The sequence below is a fragment of the Pseudomonas mohnii genome, from assembly GCF_900105115.1.
Classification (GTDB): domain Bacteria; phylum Pseudomonadota; class Gammaproteobacteria; order Pseudomonadales; family Pseudomonadaceae; genus Aquipseudomonas; species Aquipseudomonas mohnii.
On sequence record NZ_FNRV01000001.1, the window covers coordinates 2,323,393 to 2,341,250 of the forward strand.

Sequence of the window (17,858 nt, forward strand, 5' to 3'; positions counted from 1 at the left end):
TTTTCGTATTTGTTGCATTCAAATCGCTGACCACACCCGCCTAAATTGCACCTCAATCGCTGCCCCCCATTTGCCGGTAAAACCAAGAGCTATCACATGAACAAGACATTAAGCGCACTCTGTACTGCATTACTCCTGACGGCAGCTTCGCCCGCCTTTGCCGCCAGCACCGACTTGACCGTCACTGGCGTCATCACCCCAAGCGCGTGCACACCAAACCTGTCCGGAGGTGGCATTGTTGATCATGGCAAAATTTCCGCGAAAGACCTCCGACCGGACAACCCCACTAGTTTGCCCAAGCAAACGCTGCAAATGACCGTGAACTGCGATGCACCGGTTCAGTTCTACTTTTCTCCAATCGATCATCGGGCCGGTACCGCCTGGAACACGAGCAGTAGGTTTGGACTGGGCTTGACCAATGCAGGCGAGAAGCTGGGCTCGTTCTTCGTTGATGCGTTGAATGTGAACGCGGACGGAGTCGACGCACAAGCTATTGTGTCGGAAGACGGCGGAAAAACCTGGGTCAAGGATCACTGGGAGGTCTACAACCTTTGGGCTGTCGGTGCCATGGGTGACACCAGTACGCCGCTCCAGGTGAAAGACCTGACCCTGGATCTTCAGGTAACCACTCAAATTGCCAGGGGCAGTGATCTGACCCTGACTGACGAAGTGCTGATCGACGGCTCAGCCACCTTGGAACTCAAATACCTGTAACGTCGAATCGTCCGGGCAACGGTTGATCCACTCCGTTGCCCGTTCCTCCTGAAGAACCCATTGATACGTCCCTGCTCTTTTGAGTATGTGCCTGCACGCCAACGACCGTTGCGGCCAATGGCACGGCGCTGCTCGCAACACTTATCTACACACAGGACAGTAGCTTTCGTACTTGTTGCATTCAAGAAACTGATACCAGCCGCTTAAATGGCACCTCAATCGGTGAGCCCCCCCCATTTCCGAAATGCCCTGATGCCCCTTGCACCCTTGGCCCTGTTGTCATCTGCAAGCTGCCATCCGAGCGGTGCCATCGGCTTTTTCTCGAACCTATCAACGAGACACGTCATGACGATGTTTTTTACCTTCGCGCGCCCCTTGATTCACAGCGGTATCGGCGCGCTCGTTCTGTTGCTGGCCACCCAGGCGCAAGCCGATGGCATGGTCCCGAACACCTCGGTGGTGATCGTCAACGAGGCCGATGGCGAGGCTTCGGTTTCCGTGACCAATACCGACGCCAGCCTGGCGTTGCTGCACGTCACCATTGAAGACATCGAGCAGGACAAGGAATCCCTGGTGTTCGTGACCCCACCGCTGTCCCGCGTCGAGGCGTCGAAAACCCAATTGGTGCGTTTCATCCTGCAATCGGAAAAGCCCTTGGTCACTCAACGCTTGAAGCGCGTGATCTTTGAAGGCATCCCCCAGGGCAGACCTGCCGCCGACGCCGGGCATGCCCGCGTCGGGGTGACCGTGCGCCAGAACCTGCCATTGATTCTGCACCCCAAGGGCCTGGCGCCCAATCGCACGCCGTGGACCGACCTGCAATGGTCGCTACGGGACGGCCAACTGACCGTGCGTAACGAAACGCCTTATGTGGTGCGCCTGGCGCAAGAGCTGCAATTGTTGCCGTCCAAGAGCGGTGCTTTGTTGCCGCGAACCTATGTGCTGCCCGGCGAGAGCATCAGTGTGCCGGCAATGGCCACGACAGCGACGCAGGTGCGCTTCCTGCCCGCCACCGTCTACGGTTTTGCGGTGGCGCACTACGACGCACCCGTCGAATCCTGAAACGCATCCCCCCAGCGCCCCGAGGAAACGTGGGCGCTGACGAGAGACAGAGCCTGAACCACAGCGTATCGACCAGCACGCTGGCATAAGACAAGTGACCCCCATGAACACTGTATCGACCTACCGTGATGGCGAAGCCATGCCCGCGATTCGGGTGGCGAACGCTCGCCTTCCGCGATCCCGAGCTTGTGTGGCGCTGGGGTTGGCCAATGCACTGGTGCTGACCGACGTCGGCGCCGACGTCATGGCCGACTCGTCGCTGCTGACCTCGTTCGACACGAGAACGTTGGAGCAACGCGGCATCGACCCGGCACTCGCGACGCTGCTGCTACAAGCGCCTCGCTTCACCGCGGGCCGACATCCGGTCACGCTCACGGTCAACGGTCAGCGCCGCGGGCGTGTGGATGTCGCGTTCAGCCGCCAGGGTGACGTGTGCTTTGACCAGGCCCTGCTCGACACGGCAAACCTCAGGGTTCCTGCCCGTACGCAGGACGATCAGCCTTGTCATGACTTCCTCGGCGCCTGGCCACAAACCGTGATCGACCCGGACCCGGCCAGCCTGGGCCTGTCGTTGATCGTGCCCACTGACTCGATCCGCCCGACAACCCGGGACTTTACCGGCTACCAGACCGGTGGCTTCGCCGGTCTGCTCAATTACGACGTCAGCAGCCTGCACAGCCACTTCGGTGATCAGTCGAGCCGTTACATGTCGGCCAATACCGAACTGGGCTTCAACGCCGGCGACTGGATCGTGCGCAGTCGCCAGGTACAGACCCGGCAGGATGACGTGTCGCGCACCAGCCATTTGGCAGCCTATGCCCAGCGCACCTTCGCCAGTCAGCAAGCAGTGCTGCAGGCCGGACAGATCAGTCTCTATAACCCGGTGCTCGCCGGTACGCAGATCACCGGTGTGCAAGTCATGACCGAGCAGGCACTGAGGGTCGAAGGCCAGAACGCGGCGATCGAAGGCATTGCGCACAGCCAGGCGCAGATCGAAGTCAGGCAGAACGGTTCGCTGATTCATTCGACGGTGGTGCCCGCCGGTCCGTTTTCATTGAATGACGTGCGTCGGCTCAACCATCGCTCCGACGTGGAAGTCACGGTCAAAGAGGCGGACGGCAGTGAGCGCAGCTTTACCGTGCCGGCCGCCATGCTCGGCATCGGCCTGCCCGCGCCCGGCTTCTCGCTGGCAGCCGGCCAGGTACGCAGTACAAGTGATACGCAGGATGACAATCCATGGGTAATCAGCGGTGGCTGGAGCGGTGCGCTGGATCCTCAATTGCAGTTCAGCGCGGGCATGACTACCGCTGCTGATTATCGGGCGACAGGTTTCAGTCTCGGCCTGTTGCCCTCGACCGCGACACAGATTCAAGCCAGCCTTTTGCGGACAGACGCCGGTGGACGCGCGCCCTCCCGCGGATTGCAGGGCGACCTGAGCGCATCCCATCGATTCGATGACCAATGGTCGATCAATGCCGGCAGCACCTACCGCACCTTCGGTTACCGCGAACTGGAGGATGCCGTCTTCAGCCTCTCGTCAGACAACGGAAAATCCCGTTACCGCGATCGGCAAAGCGTCGCGCTGGCCTGGTCACACCCGACCCTTGGCGCCTTCGGCGGCGGCATGAGTCGCTCGTCTTCATTCGATGGTCAAAGCAGCCGTCGTGCCCTGGCGTCATGGGGCACCAGCATCGGCGGGGTATCCGTTTCGGCAAATGCTGAATGGCAACTCAGCGGGGCGGGACGCGGTGGTGACAGTGTTTACCTGAACCTCAGTATTCCCTTGGGCGAAAATCGCCGGGCGCGAACCTGGGTGCGCAGTGCCGCTGGCGAGTACCGCAGCGGTGTCGGCCTGAACGAACGGTTCAACGACCGATTTGGCTATCGGATCGGCATCGAACACGACACCCGCGACAAGCAGGTGCAGTCCACTGTCGGCGCCTCGCTGCTGCCGCGATACAGCCAACTGGACCTGAGTTACACCCGTTCCGATGCCGAGCGCTCGAGCTATCAGGCCGGCGCCCGTGGCGGTGCCGTATTGCATGGCGGTGGCTTGACGCTGTCGCCTTATCCGGTGCGCGACACCTTCGCCCTGCTGTCGGTCGGTGAGATGGACGCCATCAAGGTCAGCACCCCCAGCGGTCCGGTCTGGACCGACAGTCAAGGTCAGGCGGTGGTCCCGCAGGTCGCTGCCTATGGCCGCAGTGCGGTGGAAATCGATACCCGTTCGCTACCGCGCAACATCGATATCAACAACGGCATGGCCGTGATTTCGGCCGGTCGTGGTGCGGTCGACCGCGTCGAGTTCGGGGTCACGATGACCCGCCGCGCCTTGCTCAAGGTCACCACGAGCCATGGCGCACCACTGCCCCGAGGCGCGACGGTGAGTACCGAGGACGGCGAGTTCGTGACGCTGGTCCAGGACGTCGGCCAAGTGTTTTTACCCAATGTGCTCGACTCACGCCCGCTGTGGATAACCGCGCCGGGGCTTGAGCGCTGCCGACTCGATTTCGAGCTGCCGGCCAAAGCCGACGCCGAGGCGTACTACGAAACCGCCGCGGCCCAGTGCCGAGCCCTCTGAGGATCATTTGATGAGCCTGTCCCGTTACTTGCTGCCAGTCCTCGCCCCCCTGACGCTGGGCGCCTTCTCATCCCACGCCTGGGCGCTGCCGGATGACTGTCAGCTCAGCCTCAGCCAGCCCGTGCTCGACTACGGCTTGATGAACCGTGCGATACGCATCGATACAACACCGGTACTCACCTTGGGTGAACGACGCCTGAGCCTGAACCTGAGTTGTGCGCAGCCCACCGACATGAGCCTGTTCTACCGCGCCATGGCAGCGTCCGCCGAGCGCTATCACTTCGCGGAGCACGGCAGCTATGAAATGCGTGTACGCGATGGCGTACTCGATGGGCAATCGGTCGATTTGGGACTGATTTCCACTGTCGGCCAATCACCGGTGGAAACTGCATCGACCCTGACCTGGCGCCCGGAACACGGCATCGCGCCAGTACGCGCCGGTACAGCGGTCCAGGGTCGGAGTTTCTCCGCGCAGATCGAGGTGACCGCCCGGGCTCAGGAACAAGCGATGCGGGTGCGTGACGCCGTCAACTGGGAAACCACGGGTGTATTCGACGCAGTCGCGGCAGGCCGATCCCGGGAAGCCATCCTGCGCGCCCGCTTCGCGCCGGGGGCTTGCGAACCGGTGCTGTCCAATGCCGGCCTGGTCGACTTTGGCAGGTTGTCCATGAGCGATCTGAATACCGACCTGGACACTCGCCTGCCCCCCAAGACCCTGACGCTGCGGGTCGGCTGTGATGCTCCGACCCACTTTGCCCTGGTCATGCACGACAACCGCGCAGGCTCGGCGACGGTCAACAGCGAAATCTACTACGGCCTGGCCTTCGATAACCGTGGCAACAAGATCGGCCTGTATTCGTTGGACGTCGATCCGGCCGACGCCAGCGCCGACAGCTTCGCTCGCCTGTATCGAACCGACTCGACCACAACAGGCGCGGCCTGGAGCACGGCCAGTTCACGCCCGATACCCATCGGCCAGAAAAGCTACCTGGGCTTTACCGACATCGCTGGCAGCACCGCAGGCCCGGTTGCAATTCAGAACCTGACAACCGGCGTCACCGTCGAGGCCGTCATTGCGCCCGCCTCAAGCCTGGACCTGAGCACCGCCGTCCAGCTCGACGGCTCGGGAACGATCGAAATTATTTACCTGTAACACCCAACCCACCTTGTTGACCCCGGGGCGCAATGGAGCGCCTTGGGCGAATCAAGGAATCAACCCGCGAAAAGGAAAAAAATGAAACAGTATTTCATCGCCCTGTCGACTGCCGCTCTGGTCAGCGTTGCACCTTTTGCCCTCGCGTCGTCAACCGACCTGACGGTCACCGGTGTCATCACCCCGGCTGCCTGCACACCGACCCTGTCCAACGGCGGTGTCGTGGATAACGGCAAGATCTCGGCGAAGGATCTCGATCAAGTGCGCGAGACGTTGGTCGGCACCCATCCACTGCAATTGTCGGTGTCATGTGATGGACCGACTCAGTTTGCATTGAAACCCGTGGATCACCAGGCCGGTACGGCCGCTTTGACAAGCTGGTTCGGCCTGGGCTTGACCAGCGCGGGCGAGAAGCTGGGCTGGGTTCGAGTCAATGTCAAAAACGCCGTGGCAGACGGCGTGGCGGCACAGGCCATCGATTCCGACGACGTGGGTAAAACCTGGAAGGCAACCTGGGTAACAAGCCCCGGATACCTCCTGTCAGTCGGTTCCACCACTGACGTAAGCATCCCGCTGTTTGTGAAAGACCTGACCATGGATTTCGAGGTCAACACCAACATCGCCCGCGCCGACAGCCTGACGCTGACCGACGAAGTGGTCATGGACGGTGCCGTGACCTTTGAAATGACTTACCTCTAACCCCCCGACGCTGAACCACTCGCGGCGTCTGGGCGAGTGGTTCAGCTCACACCGCCATCCTCGGCGCCTTTGGCAATGGGAATGGCAAACAACCACTGAAAAGAAGCATCAGCCAATATGAAGAAGTATCTCGCAGCACTTTCCGCCAGCGCACTGATCAGCGTAGCGCCCGTCGCCCTAGCGGCTTCGAGTACCGACCTGACGGTCACTGGCCTCATCACGCCACAGGCGTGCACACCGAGCCTGTCCAATGGCGGCGTCATCGATAACGGCAAGATTTCCGCGAAAGATCTCAACCCGGACACCAACACCCTGGTGGGAAGCCATCCGTTGCAATTAAGCGTGACCTGCAGCGCTCCCATCGCGGTAGCCCTGTATGGCATCGACAACAATGCCAGCTCTTCTTTGGCCGACAACTACTACGGCCTGGGATTTACCGACACGGGTGAAAAGATTGGAATCTTCGGGGCCAGAATCATAAGCGCCACGGCAGACGGCTCAACCATAAAGCCTATACGCTCAACTGATATCTCCGCGCCCCGTCCATGGTGGGAACCCGCGCACCTTATGGGCAAAGGGGAGTACACATCGGTAGGTACCGGTGTACCGGGCGGCAGACACATCCCGAGCCCCGTACAAAACCTCACGATGGATCTGGACGTCGATACTTACATCGCTCCAGCCAACAGCCTGACCTTGACCGACGAAATCAAAATAGACGGTTCCGCGACATTTGAATTGACCTACCTGTAAGCCCCAGACACTGAATCACTCCCGGCGTCAAAGGGCGTGATTCAGTGCCCGATTCAGACTTTTTCGCTTTCAACCTGCACATACAGCGCACGACCGGCCCCCAGGCCGGCAACGATCGCACCCAGGCCGATGACCCCGAAGATCCAGCCCACGGCAGACCAGCCGCCGGTCCAGTCATGCACGATGCCCACCGCGAACGGCCCCATGGAGGCCAGGGTGTAGCCGAATCCCTGGGCCATGCTCGACAGGTTCGCCGCCACATGGGAATCCCGCGAGCGCAGCACGATCAAGGTCAATGCCAGGCTGAACGTGGCGCCCTGCCCCAGCCCCAACACGATCGCCCAGCCCCACAAGCCTTCGATCGGCGCGTACAGGCAACCGAACAAACCGCCGAGGGTCAAGGCCATGACGATCACGATCGCCATGCGCTGATCCTTGCCGCGCGTGGCCAGCCACGGTGCGGCCAGCGAGCTGACCAGCTGCACGATCACCGAACCCGACAGCACCAGACCGGCCTGGGTCGGTGTCAGGCCGCGCCCGATCAGGATCGACGGCAACCAGCCGAACACGATGTAGGCCAGGGACGATTGCAGGCCCATGTACAAGGTCACTTGCCAGGCCAACGGGTCACGCAGCAGTCCGCGAACGCGATAGGCGACGTTGTGCGCACCGTGTTTCTGGCCGACTTGCGGTAACCAGAACACGGCGGCAACCAGTGCCGGGATCACCCAGAAACCGAGGCCCAGTGCCCAGCTCTTGTCGAAATGCTCGCTCAGCGGCACCGTGGAACCTGCGGCCATGGCTGCGCCCAGACACAGGGCCATGGTGTAGACGCCGGTCATGGTCCCGGCCTGTTTGGCGAAGTCACGCTTGACGATGCCCGGCAGCAGCACGCCAATCACACCGATGCTGGCACCGGCCAGCACGCTGCCGGCAAACAGGCCGACCTCGCCAAAGGAACTGCGCAGAATGATCCCCCCGGCCAGGGTCAGGAGGATGCCCAGCACCACCCGCTCGGCGCCAAAACGTCGCGCCAGCAGCGGAGCCAGCGGCGCGAACAGACCCAGGCACAGGACCGGCAAGGTGGTCAGCAAACCGGCCTGGGCCGCCGACAACCCGAGACTTTTCGACACGTCGCTGAGCATCGGCGCCATGCTCGACAGTGCCGGGCGCAGGTTCAGCGCGACCAGAATCAGGCCCAGCAGCAACAGCCATGGCCGGCGCAATACCGGGTGAGTCTGCTGGACTTGCTCATCATCGGCTTCGGCATCGATCAGCAGCTCTTCCAGCTCCGCCATGCGTTTAGGTTGAGCGGTGTTGCCTGGATCGCTGGTCATGGTGTTCTCGGTTTCAAGGTTCATTGATCAACTGCCTCGACAGGGCTTTGGCTCGCTCCGGATCGCGTTGCTCGACCGCATCGAGCAACGCGATGTGCAGGTCGAACACTTCCTGTCGGCGCGGTGTGATGTTCAGGCAATGCCGTAGCTGAGCGCCGACCACGCTGGAGAAGTAGCGATACAACTCGCTGAGGGTCGGGTTGTGCGCCGCGTCCACCAGACGGCGGTGGAACACCAGATCGCAGGCGATGTAGGTATCGAGATCGCCGTGATAGTGACGGCCGCTCACCCCCAGCGCCTCACGCAATGCCACCAAGTCTTCATCGGTGCGACGCAAGGCCGCCAGGCCGATGGCCTCGACTTCGAGGATGTGCCGGGTTTCCCGGGCCTGCTCAAGGGAGCAACGGGACAACGCCTTGAGCGTGTCCAGTGGATCGGCCACCGCCCGCAAATAACTGCCGTCGCCCTGGCGGATCTCGATCAGCCCGGAAAACGCCAGCACACGCATGGCTTCACGTACGGTGTTGCGGCTGATGCCCAGCTCGGCGGACAACTCGGGCTCGGTGGGCAAGCGCTGGCCCACCACCCAGGCACCCTCGTTGATACGCAGGCGCAACTGATCGAGGGCCTGATCGACCAGGGATCGTTTAACTAATGGAGAAATTTCAGACATTGGATTCGCCCTTTCATCCAATCATAGGATGAATTTACCGACATGTTAGTCAGCCTCGCCCAATCGGGCAAGCCACTACCTATCGCGTCCCACCCTGAGGCCTGAAGCCACTTTAAGGCAGTCAATTCCTAGTGACTGATAGTGATTTCCCACCAATGCCACACGAAAGAGCTGACATCCAAAAATGAGACAGACCATCAGACTTTCGGACTTTGAACGCGGGCACTTTCGCTCGAATGTCTAAAGGGAATGGGAGCAGCCGATGGAAGAAGTCATTTTTGGCAAAAAGAACAGCCGCCGTTTTTTACTGGAAAAGAATCGGCAACTGCTCGTTGTACGCAGTCAGGCCGGGAGGAAGCTTGATGAGACGTTACGCTGCGAAAAAGCTCGACAGGCATTGGCCAACAGTGAGTTGGTACTTCACATCGAGGACGCCGACGTTCAGCTATTCAAACTGCCGGACAATTCAGATATCCCCCAATGCAAGGCGTTACTACGCGAGTTACCAGACGTGCGCTTCGCTGGCAGCGCCCTGGTCGATCCTCATACCCAAGAACCTGTTTTCTACACCGAAAACATCTTCCTGAAATTCGTCGATCGGCTCGCTCCGACAGAGTGCCTGGTTATCCTCGATGAGTTGGGTCTGACCATCAAACAGCAGGTTCCCTACGCCACCAATGCCTTCTTCGTCCATCACGCGCATTGTCGCGGCACTGAAGTCTGCTCATTCACACTTCAATTGCTCGAACGTCAGGATGTCGACTACTGCCACCCGGAAATACTGCGTCCGGGGCAACGCCGAGCGATCCATGACAACCAATGGCACCTGAAGAAAACCACCGTCACCTATCAAGCGCAGGTCGATGCCAGCGCCAATGTCGAGGCAGCCCATGTCTTGGCCCAGGGTGAAGGCATAGTGATAGCGATCATCGACGATGCCTTTGATATCGATCACCCTGAGTTCGCCGGTACCGGAAAAATCATCGGAGCAAAAAACTTTGACCGCCTTAACGCCCGTCAAGGCCCTCGGCCGAAAAACCCTCTTGAGCGCCACGGTACTGCAGCCGCCGGTGTTGCATGCGCCAATGGTGAAGCCGGCGCCAGCGGCGTGGCCCCTCGAGCCAGTCTCATGCCGTTGAAACTGACCAAGCCACTAGGCGCCAGGGCCGAAGCAGACGCGTTTTTCTGGGCCGCGGACCAAGGGGCCGATATCATTTCCTGCAGTTGGGGGCCGCCGGAAGGACATTGGGCTGACCCTACCGACGCGAGGCACTCTCAGGCGTTTCCGCTGGCCGCGAGCACCCGCCTGGCCATAGAGTACGCCGCGACCAAAGGCCGCCAAGGTAAAGGCTGCGTCATCTTTTTTGGCGCCGGCAACGGCAACGAGAGCGTGGACAACGATGGCTATGCCAGCCATCCCATGGTGATTGCTGTAGGTGCCTGCAATGATCAAAATCGTCGTAGTGCCTACAGTGACTACGGTAAAGCACTGTGGTGCTGTTTTCCCAGCGGGGACCAGCCACACCCGGATCCAAAGTTCAAACCCGCCACCTCAATCCCCCAGACCCGAGGCATTCGAACCACGGATCTGAGCGGCAGGTTTGCCGACCCGATCAATGCTGCCTATACCGAATTGTTCAGCGGCACTTCCAGTGCCTGTCCTGGAGCCGCGGGCGTGGCAGCTCTGGTACTAGGGGTCAACCCGGCACTGGACCGCGAGCAGGTTAGACACCTCCTCGCCGATTGCTGCGACAAAATCAGCCACGCCGACGACGGCCCCCTAGGTCAATACGATCAAAACGGCCACAGTCATTACTACGGTCATGGTCGCCTCAATGCCCTCCGAGCAGTGCAATTGGCACTGGAACGCGGCAAAACCGCAGACTGACCCGCACCCATAAAAAAGCCCCACCGATCAATCGGCGGGGCTCTTTGCGACAGTCACTGACCAATCAATGCAGGATCTGGCTCAGGAACAGCTTGGTGCGGTCGTTCTGTGGGTTGTCGAAAAAGTCGTTCGGCGCAGCCTGTTCGACGATTTCGCCCTTGTCCATGAAGATCACGCGGTTGGCCACGGTGCGGGCGAAGCCCATTTCGTGGGTTACGCAGAGCATGGTCATGCCGTCTTCGGCCAGGCCGATCATGGTGTCCAGCACCTCTTTCACCATCTCGGGATCGAGTGCCGAAGTCGGTTCGTCGAACAACATGATTTTCGGTTTCATGCACAGCGCACGGGCAATCGCCACACGCTGCTGCTGGCCGCCGGACAGTTGCCCCGGGAATTTATGCGCCTGCTCCGGAATGCGTACGCGCTCCAGGTAGTGCATGGCAATTTCCTCGGCCTTGCGTTTCGGCATCTTGCGCACCCACATCGGTGCCAGGGTGCAGTTCTGCAAAATGGTCAGGTGCGGAAACAGGTTGAAGTGCTGGAACACCATGCCGACTTCACGACGGATCGCTTCGATCTGCTTGAGGTCGTTGGTCAACTCCACGCCATCGACCACGATGCGGCCCTGCTGGTGTTCTTCCAGACGGTTGAGGCAGCGGATGGTGGTGGACTTGCCGGAACCCGACGGACCGCACAGGACGATACGCTCGCCCTGCTTGACGTTGAGGTTGATGTCCTTGAGTACGTGAAACTGGCCGTACCACTTGTTCACGCCCTGCATCTGAATAATGCCTTCAGGGCTCACAGGCTGTTTGATTGCTTCGCTCATAAAAGAACTCCTAACGCTTGTGGCCAGTGTCGAGCTTACGTTCCAAATGCATGGAGTAGCGGGACATACCAAAACAGAAAATCCAGAACACCAGGGCTGCGAACACGTAGCCTTCGGTGGCCATGCCCAGCCATTTCGGGTCGGCGGCGGCTTGTTTGACGCTGTTGAGCAAGTCGAACAGGCCGATGATGATCACCAGGCTGGTGTCCTTGAACAGGGCAATGAACGTGTTGACGATGCCTGGAATCACCAGCTTCAGGGCTTGCGGCAGAATCACCAGGCCCATGCTGCGCCAGTATCCCAGGCCCATCGCCGCGGCGGCTTCGTACTGCCCCTTGGGAATCGCTTGCAGACCACCGCGCACCACTTCAGCCACGTAGGCCGACTGGAACAGGATCACACCGATCAGGGCCCGCAGCAGTTTGTCGAAGTTCATGCCCTCGGGCAGGAACAACGGCAGCATCACCGAGGACATGAACAGCACCGTGATCAACGGCACGCCGCGCCAGAATTCAATGAAGGTCACGCAGACCACACGAATCGCCGGCATGTTCGAACGACGGCCCAGGGCCAGGACAATCCCCAGCGGCAACGCACCGGCAATACCGACAGTGGCGATCACCAGGGTCAGCATCAAGCCGCCCCATTGGCTGGTCGCCACGTTGGTCAGGCCGAAGAGACCACCATGCAACAGGAAGTAGGCAGTGATCGGGTACAACACCAGGAAGCTCAGGCCATACACTGCTTTACGGTGAAAGCGCGAGATGAACAGCGGTGCCACACCGATGACCGCCAGCCACACCGTCAGGTCCACGCGCCAGCGCAGTTCCGGCGGGTAGTAGCCGTACATGAACTGGCCGAAGCGCTGCTGGATGAACACCCAGCAGGCGCCCTCCTTGGTGCAGTCGGCGCGAGTGGTGCCGACCCAGTTGGCGTCGAGGATCGCCCAATGCAGGATCGGCGGCACCACCAGGTAGATCAGATAGAACGCAAACAGGGTCAGCAGGGTGTTGAGCCAGCTGGAGAACATGTTCGCGCGCATCCACGCCACCACACCGATGCTGCTGCTCGGAGGTGGCATGTCGGGTTTGAAAGTATGAGTACTCATGCGCTTTTCCTTACCGCTCGATCAGCGCAATGCGCTTGTTGTACCAGTTCATCAGCAGGGAAATGCTGATACTGATCGCCAGGTACACGCTCATGGTGATCGCAATCACTTCGATCGCCTGCCCGGTCTGGTTCAGCACCGTACCGGCAAACAGCGAGACCATTTCCGGGTAACCGATACCGGCCGCCAGCGATGAGTTCTTCGCCAGGTTCAGGTATTGGCTGGTCAGCGGCGGAATGATCACGCGCAGGGCTTGCGGGATGATCACCTTGCGCAGGGTCGGGCCGTTGCGCAGGCCGAGCGAATGCGCCGCTTCGGTCTGGCCGTGGCTGACCGACTTGATGCCCGAGCGCACGATCTCGGCGATGAACGCCGCGGTGTACACCGTCAGGGCCAGGGTCAAGGCCAGCAGTTCCGGGATCAGCACCCAGCCACCGACGAAGTTGAAGCCTTGCAGCTTCGGCATTTCCCAATGCAGCGGCGCGCCAAAGATCAGCGCACACAGCGCCGGAATCACCAGTAACAGCGCCAGGCCGGTCCAGAACTTGTGGAATGGCACACCAGTGGCTTCGAAGCGTTTGTTGGCCCAGCGGCACATCAGCACGATGGCGACGATGGCCACCACGACGCTGGCGACAAACGCCCAGAAACCATCGGCCATCAGCGCGGCCGGCATGTTCAGGCCACGGCTGCTGACGAAGAAGGTGTCGCCGAAGTTATGGCTGTTACGCGGCCCCGGCATGGTCAGGAACACCGCGAAGTACCAGAACAGGATCTGCAGCAGCGGCGGAATGTTACGGAAGACTTCCACATACACCGTCGCCAGCTTGGCGATGATCCAGTTCTTCGACAACCGCGCCACACCGACGATGAAACCGAGGATCGTCGCCAGGATCACGCCAATGAAGGTCACCAACAGGGTGTTGAGCAGGCCGATGACAAACACCCGGGCGTATGAGTCCGATTCGGTGTAGTCGATCAGGTGTTGAGCGATGCCGAACCCGGCACTGCGCTCCAGAAAGCTGAAGCCCGAGGTAATGCCCCGGTGCTGAAGGTTGGTCTGTGTGTTATCGAACAGATACCAGCCCATCGAGACCACCGCGACAATGGTGATGATCTGGAATAGCCACGCACGCACTTTCGGATCGCTGAGGCTGAGCCTCTGCTTTGGTGCGCCGATTGAATTTTGCATGAAGTGCCCCGCAAATAATGGAACAGAACATCACCCGGTGGTTGGCCCACCGGGTGATAGAACCATCAGCGCACTGGTGGTGCGTATTGAATGCCGCCAGCGTTCCACAAGGCGTTCAGCCCGCGGTCGATTTCCAGCGGAGTGCTCTTGCCGAGGTTTTTCTCGAACACTTCGCCGTAGTTGCCGACTTGCTTGACGATCTGGACGACCCAGTCCTTTTTCACTTTCAGGTCTTTGCCGTATTCACCGTCGGTACCCAGCAGACGGGCAACGTCCGGGTTCTTGGTGGACTTGGCTTCAGCTTCGACGTTCTTCGAAGTGATGCCGGCTTCTTCAGCGTTGAGCATGGCGTAGCCAGTCCAGCGCACGATGGCCAGCCACTCGTCGTCGCCGTTACGCACGACAGGGCCCAATGGCTCCTTGGAGATGGTTTCCGGCAGAACCACGTAGTCCTTCGGCGAGGCCAGCTTGCTGCGCTGGGCAAACAGCTGGGACTTGTCGGACGTCAGTACGTCGCAACGACCGGATTCCAGCGACTTGGCGCTTTCGTCGGAGGTGTCGAACGTGATCGGGGTGTACTTCAGGTTGTTGCCACGGAAGTAGTCGGAAACGTTCAGCTCGGTGGTGGTACCTGCCTGGATGCAGATGGTCGCGCCGTCCAGCTCTTTGGCGCTCTTGACGCCCAGCTTGTTGTTAACCAGGAAACCGATGCCGTCGTAGTAAGTGATGAAGCCGGGGAATTTCAGACCCATGCCTGCGTCACGGGAACTGGTCATGGTGGTGTTGCGCGACAGGATGTCGATTTCGCCGGACTGCAGCGCGGTGAAGCGCTCCTTGGCGTTCAACTGACTGAACTTGACCTTGGTCGCGTCGCCGAAGACAGCTGCAGCCACCGCGCGGCAATAATCCGCATCGATACCCACGATCTTGCCGGTGGAGTCTGGAACAGAGAAACCAGGCAGGCCATCGCTGACGCCGCACTGTACGAAACCTTTCTTCTGCACTGCATCCAGGGTCGCGCCCGCCTGAGCGAACCCACTGACGCCGAGTACTGCGGCTGCAGTCACGACTGCCAGGGTGGATTTCAACATCTTCATTCAAACCTCCAGTTTTGCTCTTGTTGTGTCGGAGCGTGGTCCAATCGCACCCTTTTGAGGCATTGTTGACCCTTGTTGGCTTTTTTTAGGGTCAAGCGACGTAGGACCGTAGCTATGAGTCTAGTAGGAGAAAATCCACATCAGGGACAACTCACTTCTCACCAATCGGCCGAACGGGCTGTAGCCCTTCACGTTCGCGAAGCCCGTAGCGGCCACTGGCGAACATCCATCACCGGATTTTTTTGCTCTCCCACGGTCAGCGGTACACTGATAGTGTTACCGACAGGCGTAGGATCTTTCGTACGAGCATGTGCATAGCAAACCCCGTACCACACCGCTTGCAAAATCGTTTCAGGCGCAGGTCAAGAGCAAAACTTGTAGCCTTGCGACATCTACTTAACTGATCAACCGGACGCGCACTCAGACCTCGCACTGAATGAGCGCGCATGCACAACATTGGAGCAGCCATGACCGAGCCCTTGATTCTAGAACCCGTCAAGCCCGCAGACGCCTGCGTCATCTGGCTGCACGGCCTTGGCGCCGATCGCTACGACTTCCTGCCGGTCGCCGAAGCGCTGCAAGAAACCTTGCTGACCACCCGCTTCGTACTCCCCCAGGCGCCCACCTGTGCTGTCACTATCAATGGTGGTTACAAGATGCCGAGCTGGTACGACATATTGGCCATGAGTCCGGCGCGCGCGATCAACCGTGAACAACTGGAGGAGTCGGCACAACGGGTCATCCAGCTGATCGATGTGCAACGAGCAGCCGGAATAGACGCCTCGCGGATTTTTCTGGCCGGTTTTTCCCAGGGCGGTGCCGTGGTACTGCACACCGCGTTCCTGAAATGGCAGGGAGCATTGGGCGGCGTACTTGCCCTCTCGACCTATGCACCGACTTTCAGCGACACCCTGGAACTGTCCGCCAGCCAGCAGCGCATTCCGGTGCTGTCGCTGCACGGTCAGTACGACGATGTCGTGCAAAACTCGATGGGCCGGACCGCCTACGAGCATCTGAAACAGCGTGGTGTCACCGTGACATGGCAGGAATACCCAATGGGTCACGAAGTGTTACCCGAGGAAATTCGCGACATAGGCGCCTGGCTCGCCGAGCGCTTGCGTTAAACCGAATGTTTAAAAACACCCTTTGATCCATCCCACTACGCCGCGCCCGATTCTTGCATTACACTGGCCGGCGTACATTCCTTAACCAATTGATGAGATGACCGTGCTCAAAGCACTCAAGAAAATGTTCGGTAAAAGCGAGACTGAGCAACTCGCGCCAGTCCCCAGCGCTCCGTCTCAAACGCCCAGCCACCGCGCCGACGGTCATCCGTCTGATCGGGCCGCTACCGTAGCGGCACCGAAACACGAGCCCAAGCCCGCTCCGGCCGTCGAACCTGCGGCGCCAATCACGTCCGAACAACCTCGCAACGAAACACCGAAACCCGCCAAACCGCGCCGCGAACCGAAGCCAAAGGCCCCGGTGATCCCGTGGAAACTCGAAGATTTCGTCGTCGAGCCGCAGGAAGGCAAAACCCGCTTCCACGATTTCAAACTTGCCCCGGAACTGATGCACGCCATCCAGGACCTGGGCTTCCCGTATTGCACGCCAATCCAGGCACAGGTGCTGGGCTTCACCCTCGCGGGCAAAGACGCCATCGGCCGCGCCCAGACCGGTACCGGCAAAACCGCTGCGTTCCTGATCTCGATCATCACCCAGCTGCTGCAAACCCCGCCGCCGAAAGAGCGCTACATGGGTGAGCCACGGGCACTGATCATCGCGCCGACCCGCGAGCTGGTGGTGCAGATCGCCAAGGACGCCGCCGACCTGACCAAATACACCGGTCTCAACGTCATGACCTTCGTCGGCGGCATGGACTTCGACAAGCAGCTCAAGCACCTCGAGGCCCGTCACTGCGACATCCTCGTCGCCACGCCGGGCCGCCTGCTGGACTTCAACCAGCGCGGCGACGTGCACCTGGACATGGTCGAAGTCATGGTGCTGGACGAAGCCGACCGCATGCTCGACATGGGTTTCATCCCGCAAGTGCGCCAGATCATTCGCCAGACCCCGCCCAAGAGCGAGCGTCAGACGTTGCTGTTCTCCGCGACCTTCACCGAAGACGTGATGAACCTCGCCAAGCAGTGGACCACCGACCCGGCCATTGTCGAAATCGAAATCACCAACGTCGCCAACGAAAACGTCGAGCAGCACATCTACGCGGTCGCCGCTGCCGACAAGTACAAACTGCTCTACAACCTGGTCAACGATAACGGCTGGGAGCGGGTGATCGTGTTCGCCAACCGCAAGGATGAAGTGCGGCGCATCGAAGAACGCCTGGTGCGTGATGGCATCAATGCGGCGCAGCTGTCCGGCGACGTGCCGCAGCTCAAGCGCATCAAGACCCTGGAAGGTTTCCGCGAAGGCAAGATCCGTGTCTTGGTCGCCACGGACGTGGCCGGGCGCGGCATCCACATTGACGGCATCAGCCACGTGATCAACTTCACCCTGCCGGAAGTCCCGGACGACTACGTGCACCGCATCGGGCGTACCGGTCGTGCGGGTGCCGACGGTGTCTCCATCAGTTTTGCCGGTGAAGACGACTCCTACCAGCTACCGTCCATCGAAGAGAAGCTGGGTCGCAAGATCAGCTGTGAAACGCCACCGACGCACCTGCTGCGTGCGGTTGAGCGCAAGCGTCCGTAACGGACGACGCGTAGAAAGAGGCGCAGCCGGAAACGGACTGCGCCTTTTTTTCGCCCGGCTTTT

The 17,858-nt window shown here is 60.2% G+C and carries 15 protein-coding genes; 9 read left to right on the forward strand and 6 right to left on the reverse strand.

The features are described 5' to 3' along the window. Nucleotides 1-96: 96 nt before the first annotated feature. From BLV61_RS10890 to BLV61_RS10915, 6 genes are all read left to right on the forward strand, one after another. On the forward strand, nt 97-714 hold the full coding sequence (locus tag BLV61_RS10890; protein ID WP_047532791.1) for a DUF1120 domain-containing protein: 618 nt from the start codon (nt 97-99) through the stop codon (nt 712-714). A 345-nt stretch (nt 715-1,059) separates the two neighbouring features. Further along, nucleotides 1,060-1,776, forward strand: a complete 717-nt coding sequence (locus tag BLV61_RS10895) for a fimbria/pilus chaperone family protein (RefSeq protein WP_090464832.1) — start codon at nt 1,060-1,062, stop codon at nt 1,774-1,776. A gap of 103 nt (nt 1,777-1,879) precedes the next feature. Beyond that, nucleotides 1,880-4,357, forward strand: coding sequence for a fimbria/pilus outer membrane usher protein (locus BLV61_RS10900; protein ID WP_090464835.1), 2,478 nt, complete (start codon nt 1,880-1,882; stop codon nt 4,355-4,357). A gap of 10 nt (nt 4,358-4,367) precedes the next feature. Next, nucleotides 4,368-5,510, forward strand: a complete 1,143-nt coding sequence (locus tag BLV61_RS10905) for a DUF1120 domain-containing protein (RefSeq protein WP_090464840.1) — start codon at nt 4,368-4,370, stop codon at nt 5,508-5,510. Nucleotides 5,511-5,591: 81 nt separating this feature from the next. After that, complete coding sequence (locus tag BLV61_RS10910; protein ID WP_090464844.1) at nt 5,592-6,209, forward strand: DUF1120 domain-containing protein; 618 nt, start codon at nt 5,592-5,594, stop codon at nt 6,207-6,209. A gap of 117 nt (nt 6,210-6,326) precedes the next feature. Then, nucleotides 6,327-6,962, forward strand: a complete 636-nt coding sequence (locus BLV61_RS10915) for a DUF1120 domain-containing protein (RefSeq protein ID WP_090464848.1) — start codon at nt 6,327-6,329, stop codon at nt 6,960-6,962. 53 nt (nt 6,963-7,015) lie between these two features. On the opposite strand, the gene BLV61_RS10920 is transcribed toward BLV61_RS10915, so the two are convergent. Together BLV61_RS10920 and BLV61_RS10925 are read right to left on the reverse strand one after the other, a co-directional pair. Beyond that, nucleotides 7,016-8,323 carry a CynX/NimT family MFS transporter gene (locus BLV61_RS10920; RefSeq protein WP_090464851.1) on the reverse strand — a complete coding sequence of 436 codons (1,308 nt, stop codon included), beginning with the start codon at nt 8,321-8,323 and terminating at the stop codon, nt 7,016-7,018. Then, the gene (locus tag BLV61_RS10925) at nt 8,313-8,972 is read right to left on the reverse strand and encodes a FadR/GntR family transcriptional regulator (RefSeq protein ID WP_090464856.1); all 660 of its coding nucleotides are present in this window, start codon (nt 8,970-8,972) and stop codon (nt 8,313-8,315) included. The genes BLV61_RS10920 and BLV61_RS10925 overlap by 11 nt, the downstream gene beginning before the upstream one ends. 262 nt (nt 8,973-9,234) lie before the next feature. Between BLV61_RS10925 and BLV61_RS10930 the strand changes: the two genes are divergently transcribed. Next, nucleotides 9,235-10,860, forward strand: coding sequence for a S8 family peptidase (locus tag BLV61_RS10930; RefSeq protein ID WP_090464859.1), 1,626 nt, complete (start codon nt 9,235-9,237; stop codon nt 10,858-10,860). A 64-nt stretch (nt 10,861-10,924) separates the two neighbouring features. On the opposite strand, the gene BLV61_RS10935 is transcribed toward BLV61_RS10930, so the two are convergent. The 4 genes from BLV61_RS10935 to BLV61_RS10950 form a co-directional block, all read right to left on the reverse strand. Next, a complete protein-coding gene (locus tag BLV61_RS10935; protein ID WP_003171943.1) occupies nt 10,925-11,689 on the reverse strand; it encodes an amino acid ABC transporter ATP-binding protein in 765 nt (254 codons plus the stop codon). A gap of 10 nt (nt 11,690-11,699) precedes the next feature. Next, nucleotides 11,700-12,797, reverse strand: a complete 1,098-nt coding sequence (locus BLV61_RS10940) for an amino acid ABC transporter permease (protein ID WP_047532831.1) — start codon at nt 12,795-12,797, stop codon at nt 11,700-11,702. A gap of 10 nt (nt 12,798-12,807) precedes the next feature. Then, entirely contained in the window at nt 12,808-13,989 is a 1,182-nt protein-coding gene (locus BLV61_RS10945; protein WP_047532833.1) for an amino acid ABC transporter permease, read from the reverse strand. Between the two features lie 65 nt (nt 13,990-14,054). Next, complete coding sequence (locus BLV61_RS10950) at nt 14,055-15,086, reverse strand: amino acid ABC transporter substrate-binding protein (RefSeq protein WP_090464863.1); 1,032 nt, start codon at nt 15,084-15,086, stop codon at nt 14,055-14,057. 467 nt (nt 15,087-15,553) lie between these two features. Here BLV61_RS10950 and BLV61_RS10955 point away from each other — a divergent pair, with 467 nt between their 5' ends. Together BLV61_RS10955 and rhlB are read left to right on the forward strand one after the other, a co-directional pair. After that, nucleotides 15,554-16,210, forward strand: coding sequence for an alpha/beta hydrolase (locus BLV61_RS10955; protein WP_090469861.1), 657 nt, complete (start codon nt 15,554-15,556; stop codon nt 16,208-16,210). 97 nt (nt 16,211-16,307) lie between these two features. Further along, nucleotides 16,308-17,795 (forward strand): ATP-dependent RNA helicase RhlB, encoded by a 1,488-nt coding sequence (gene rhlB, locus BLV61_RS10960; RefSeq protein ID WP_090464868.1) that lies wholly within the window; start codon nt 16,308-16,310, stop codon nt 17,793-17,795. The last annotated feature ends 63 nt before the right edge of the window (nt 17,796-17,858 follow it).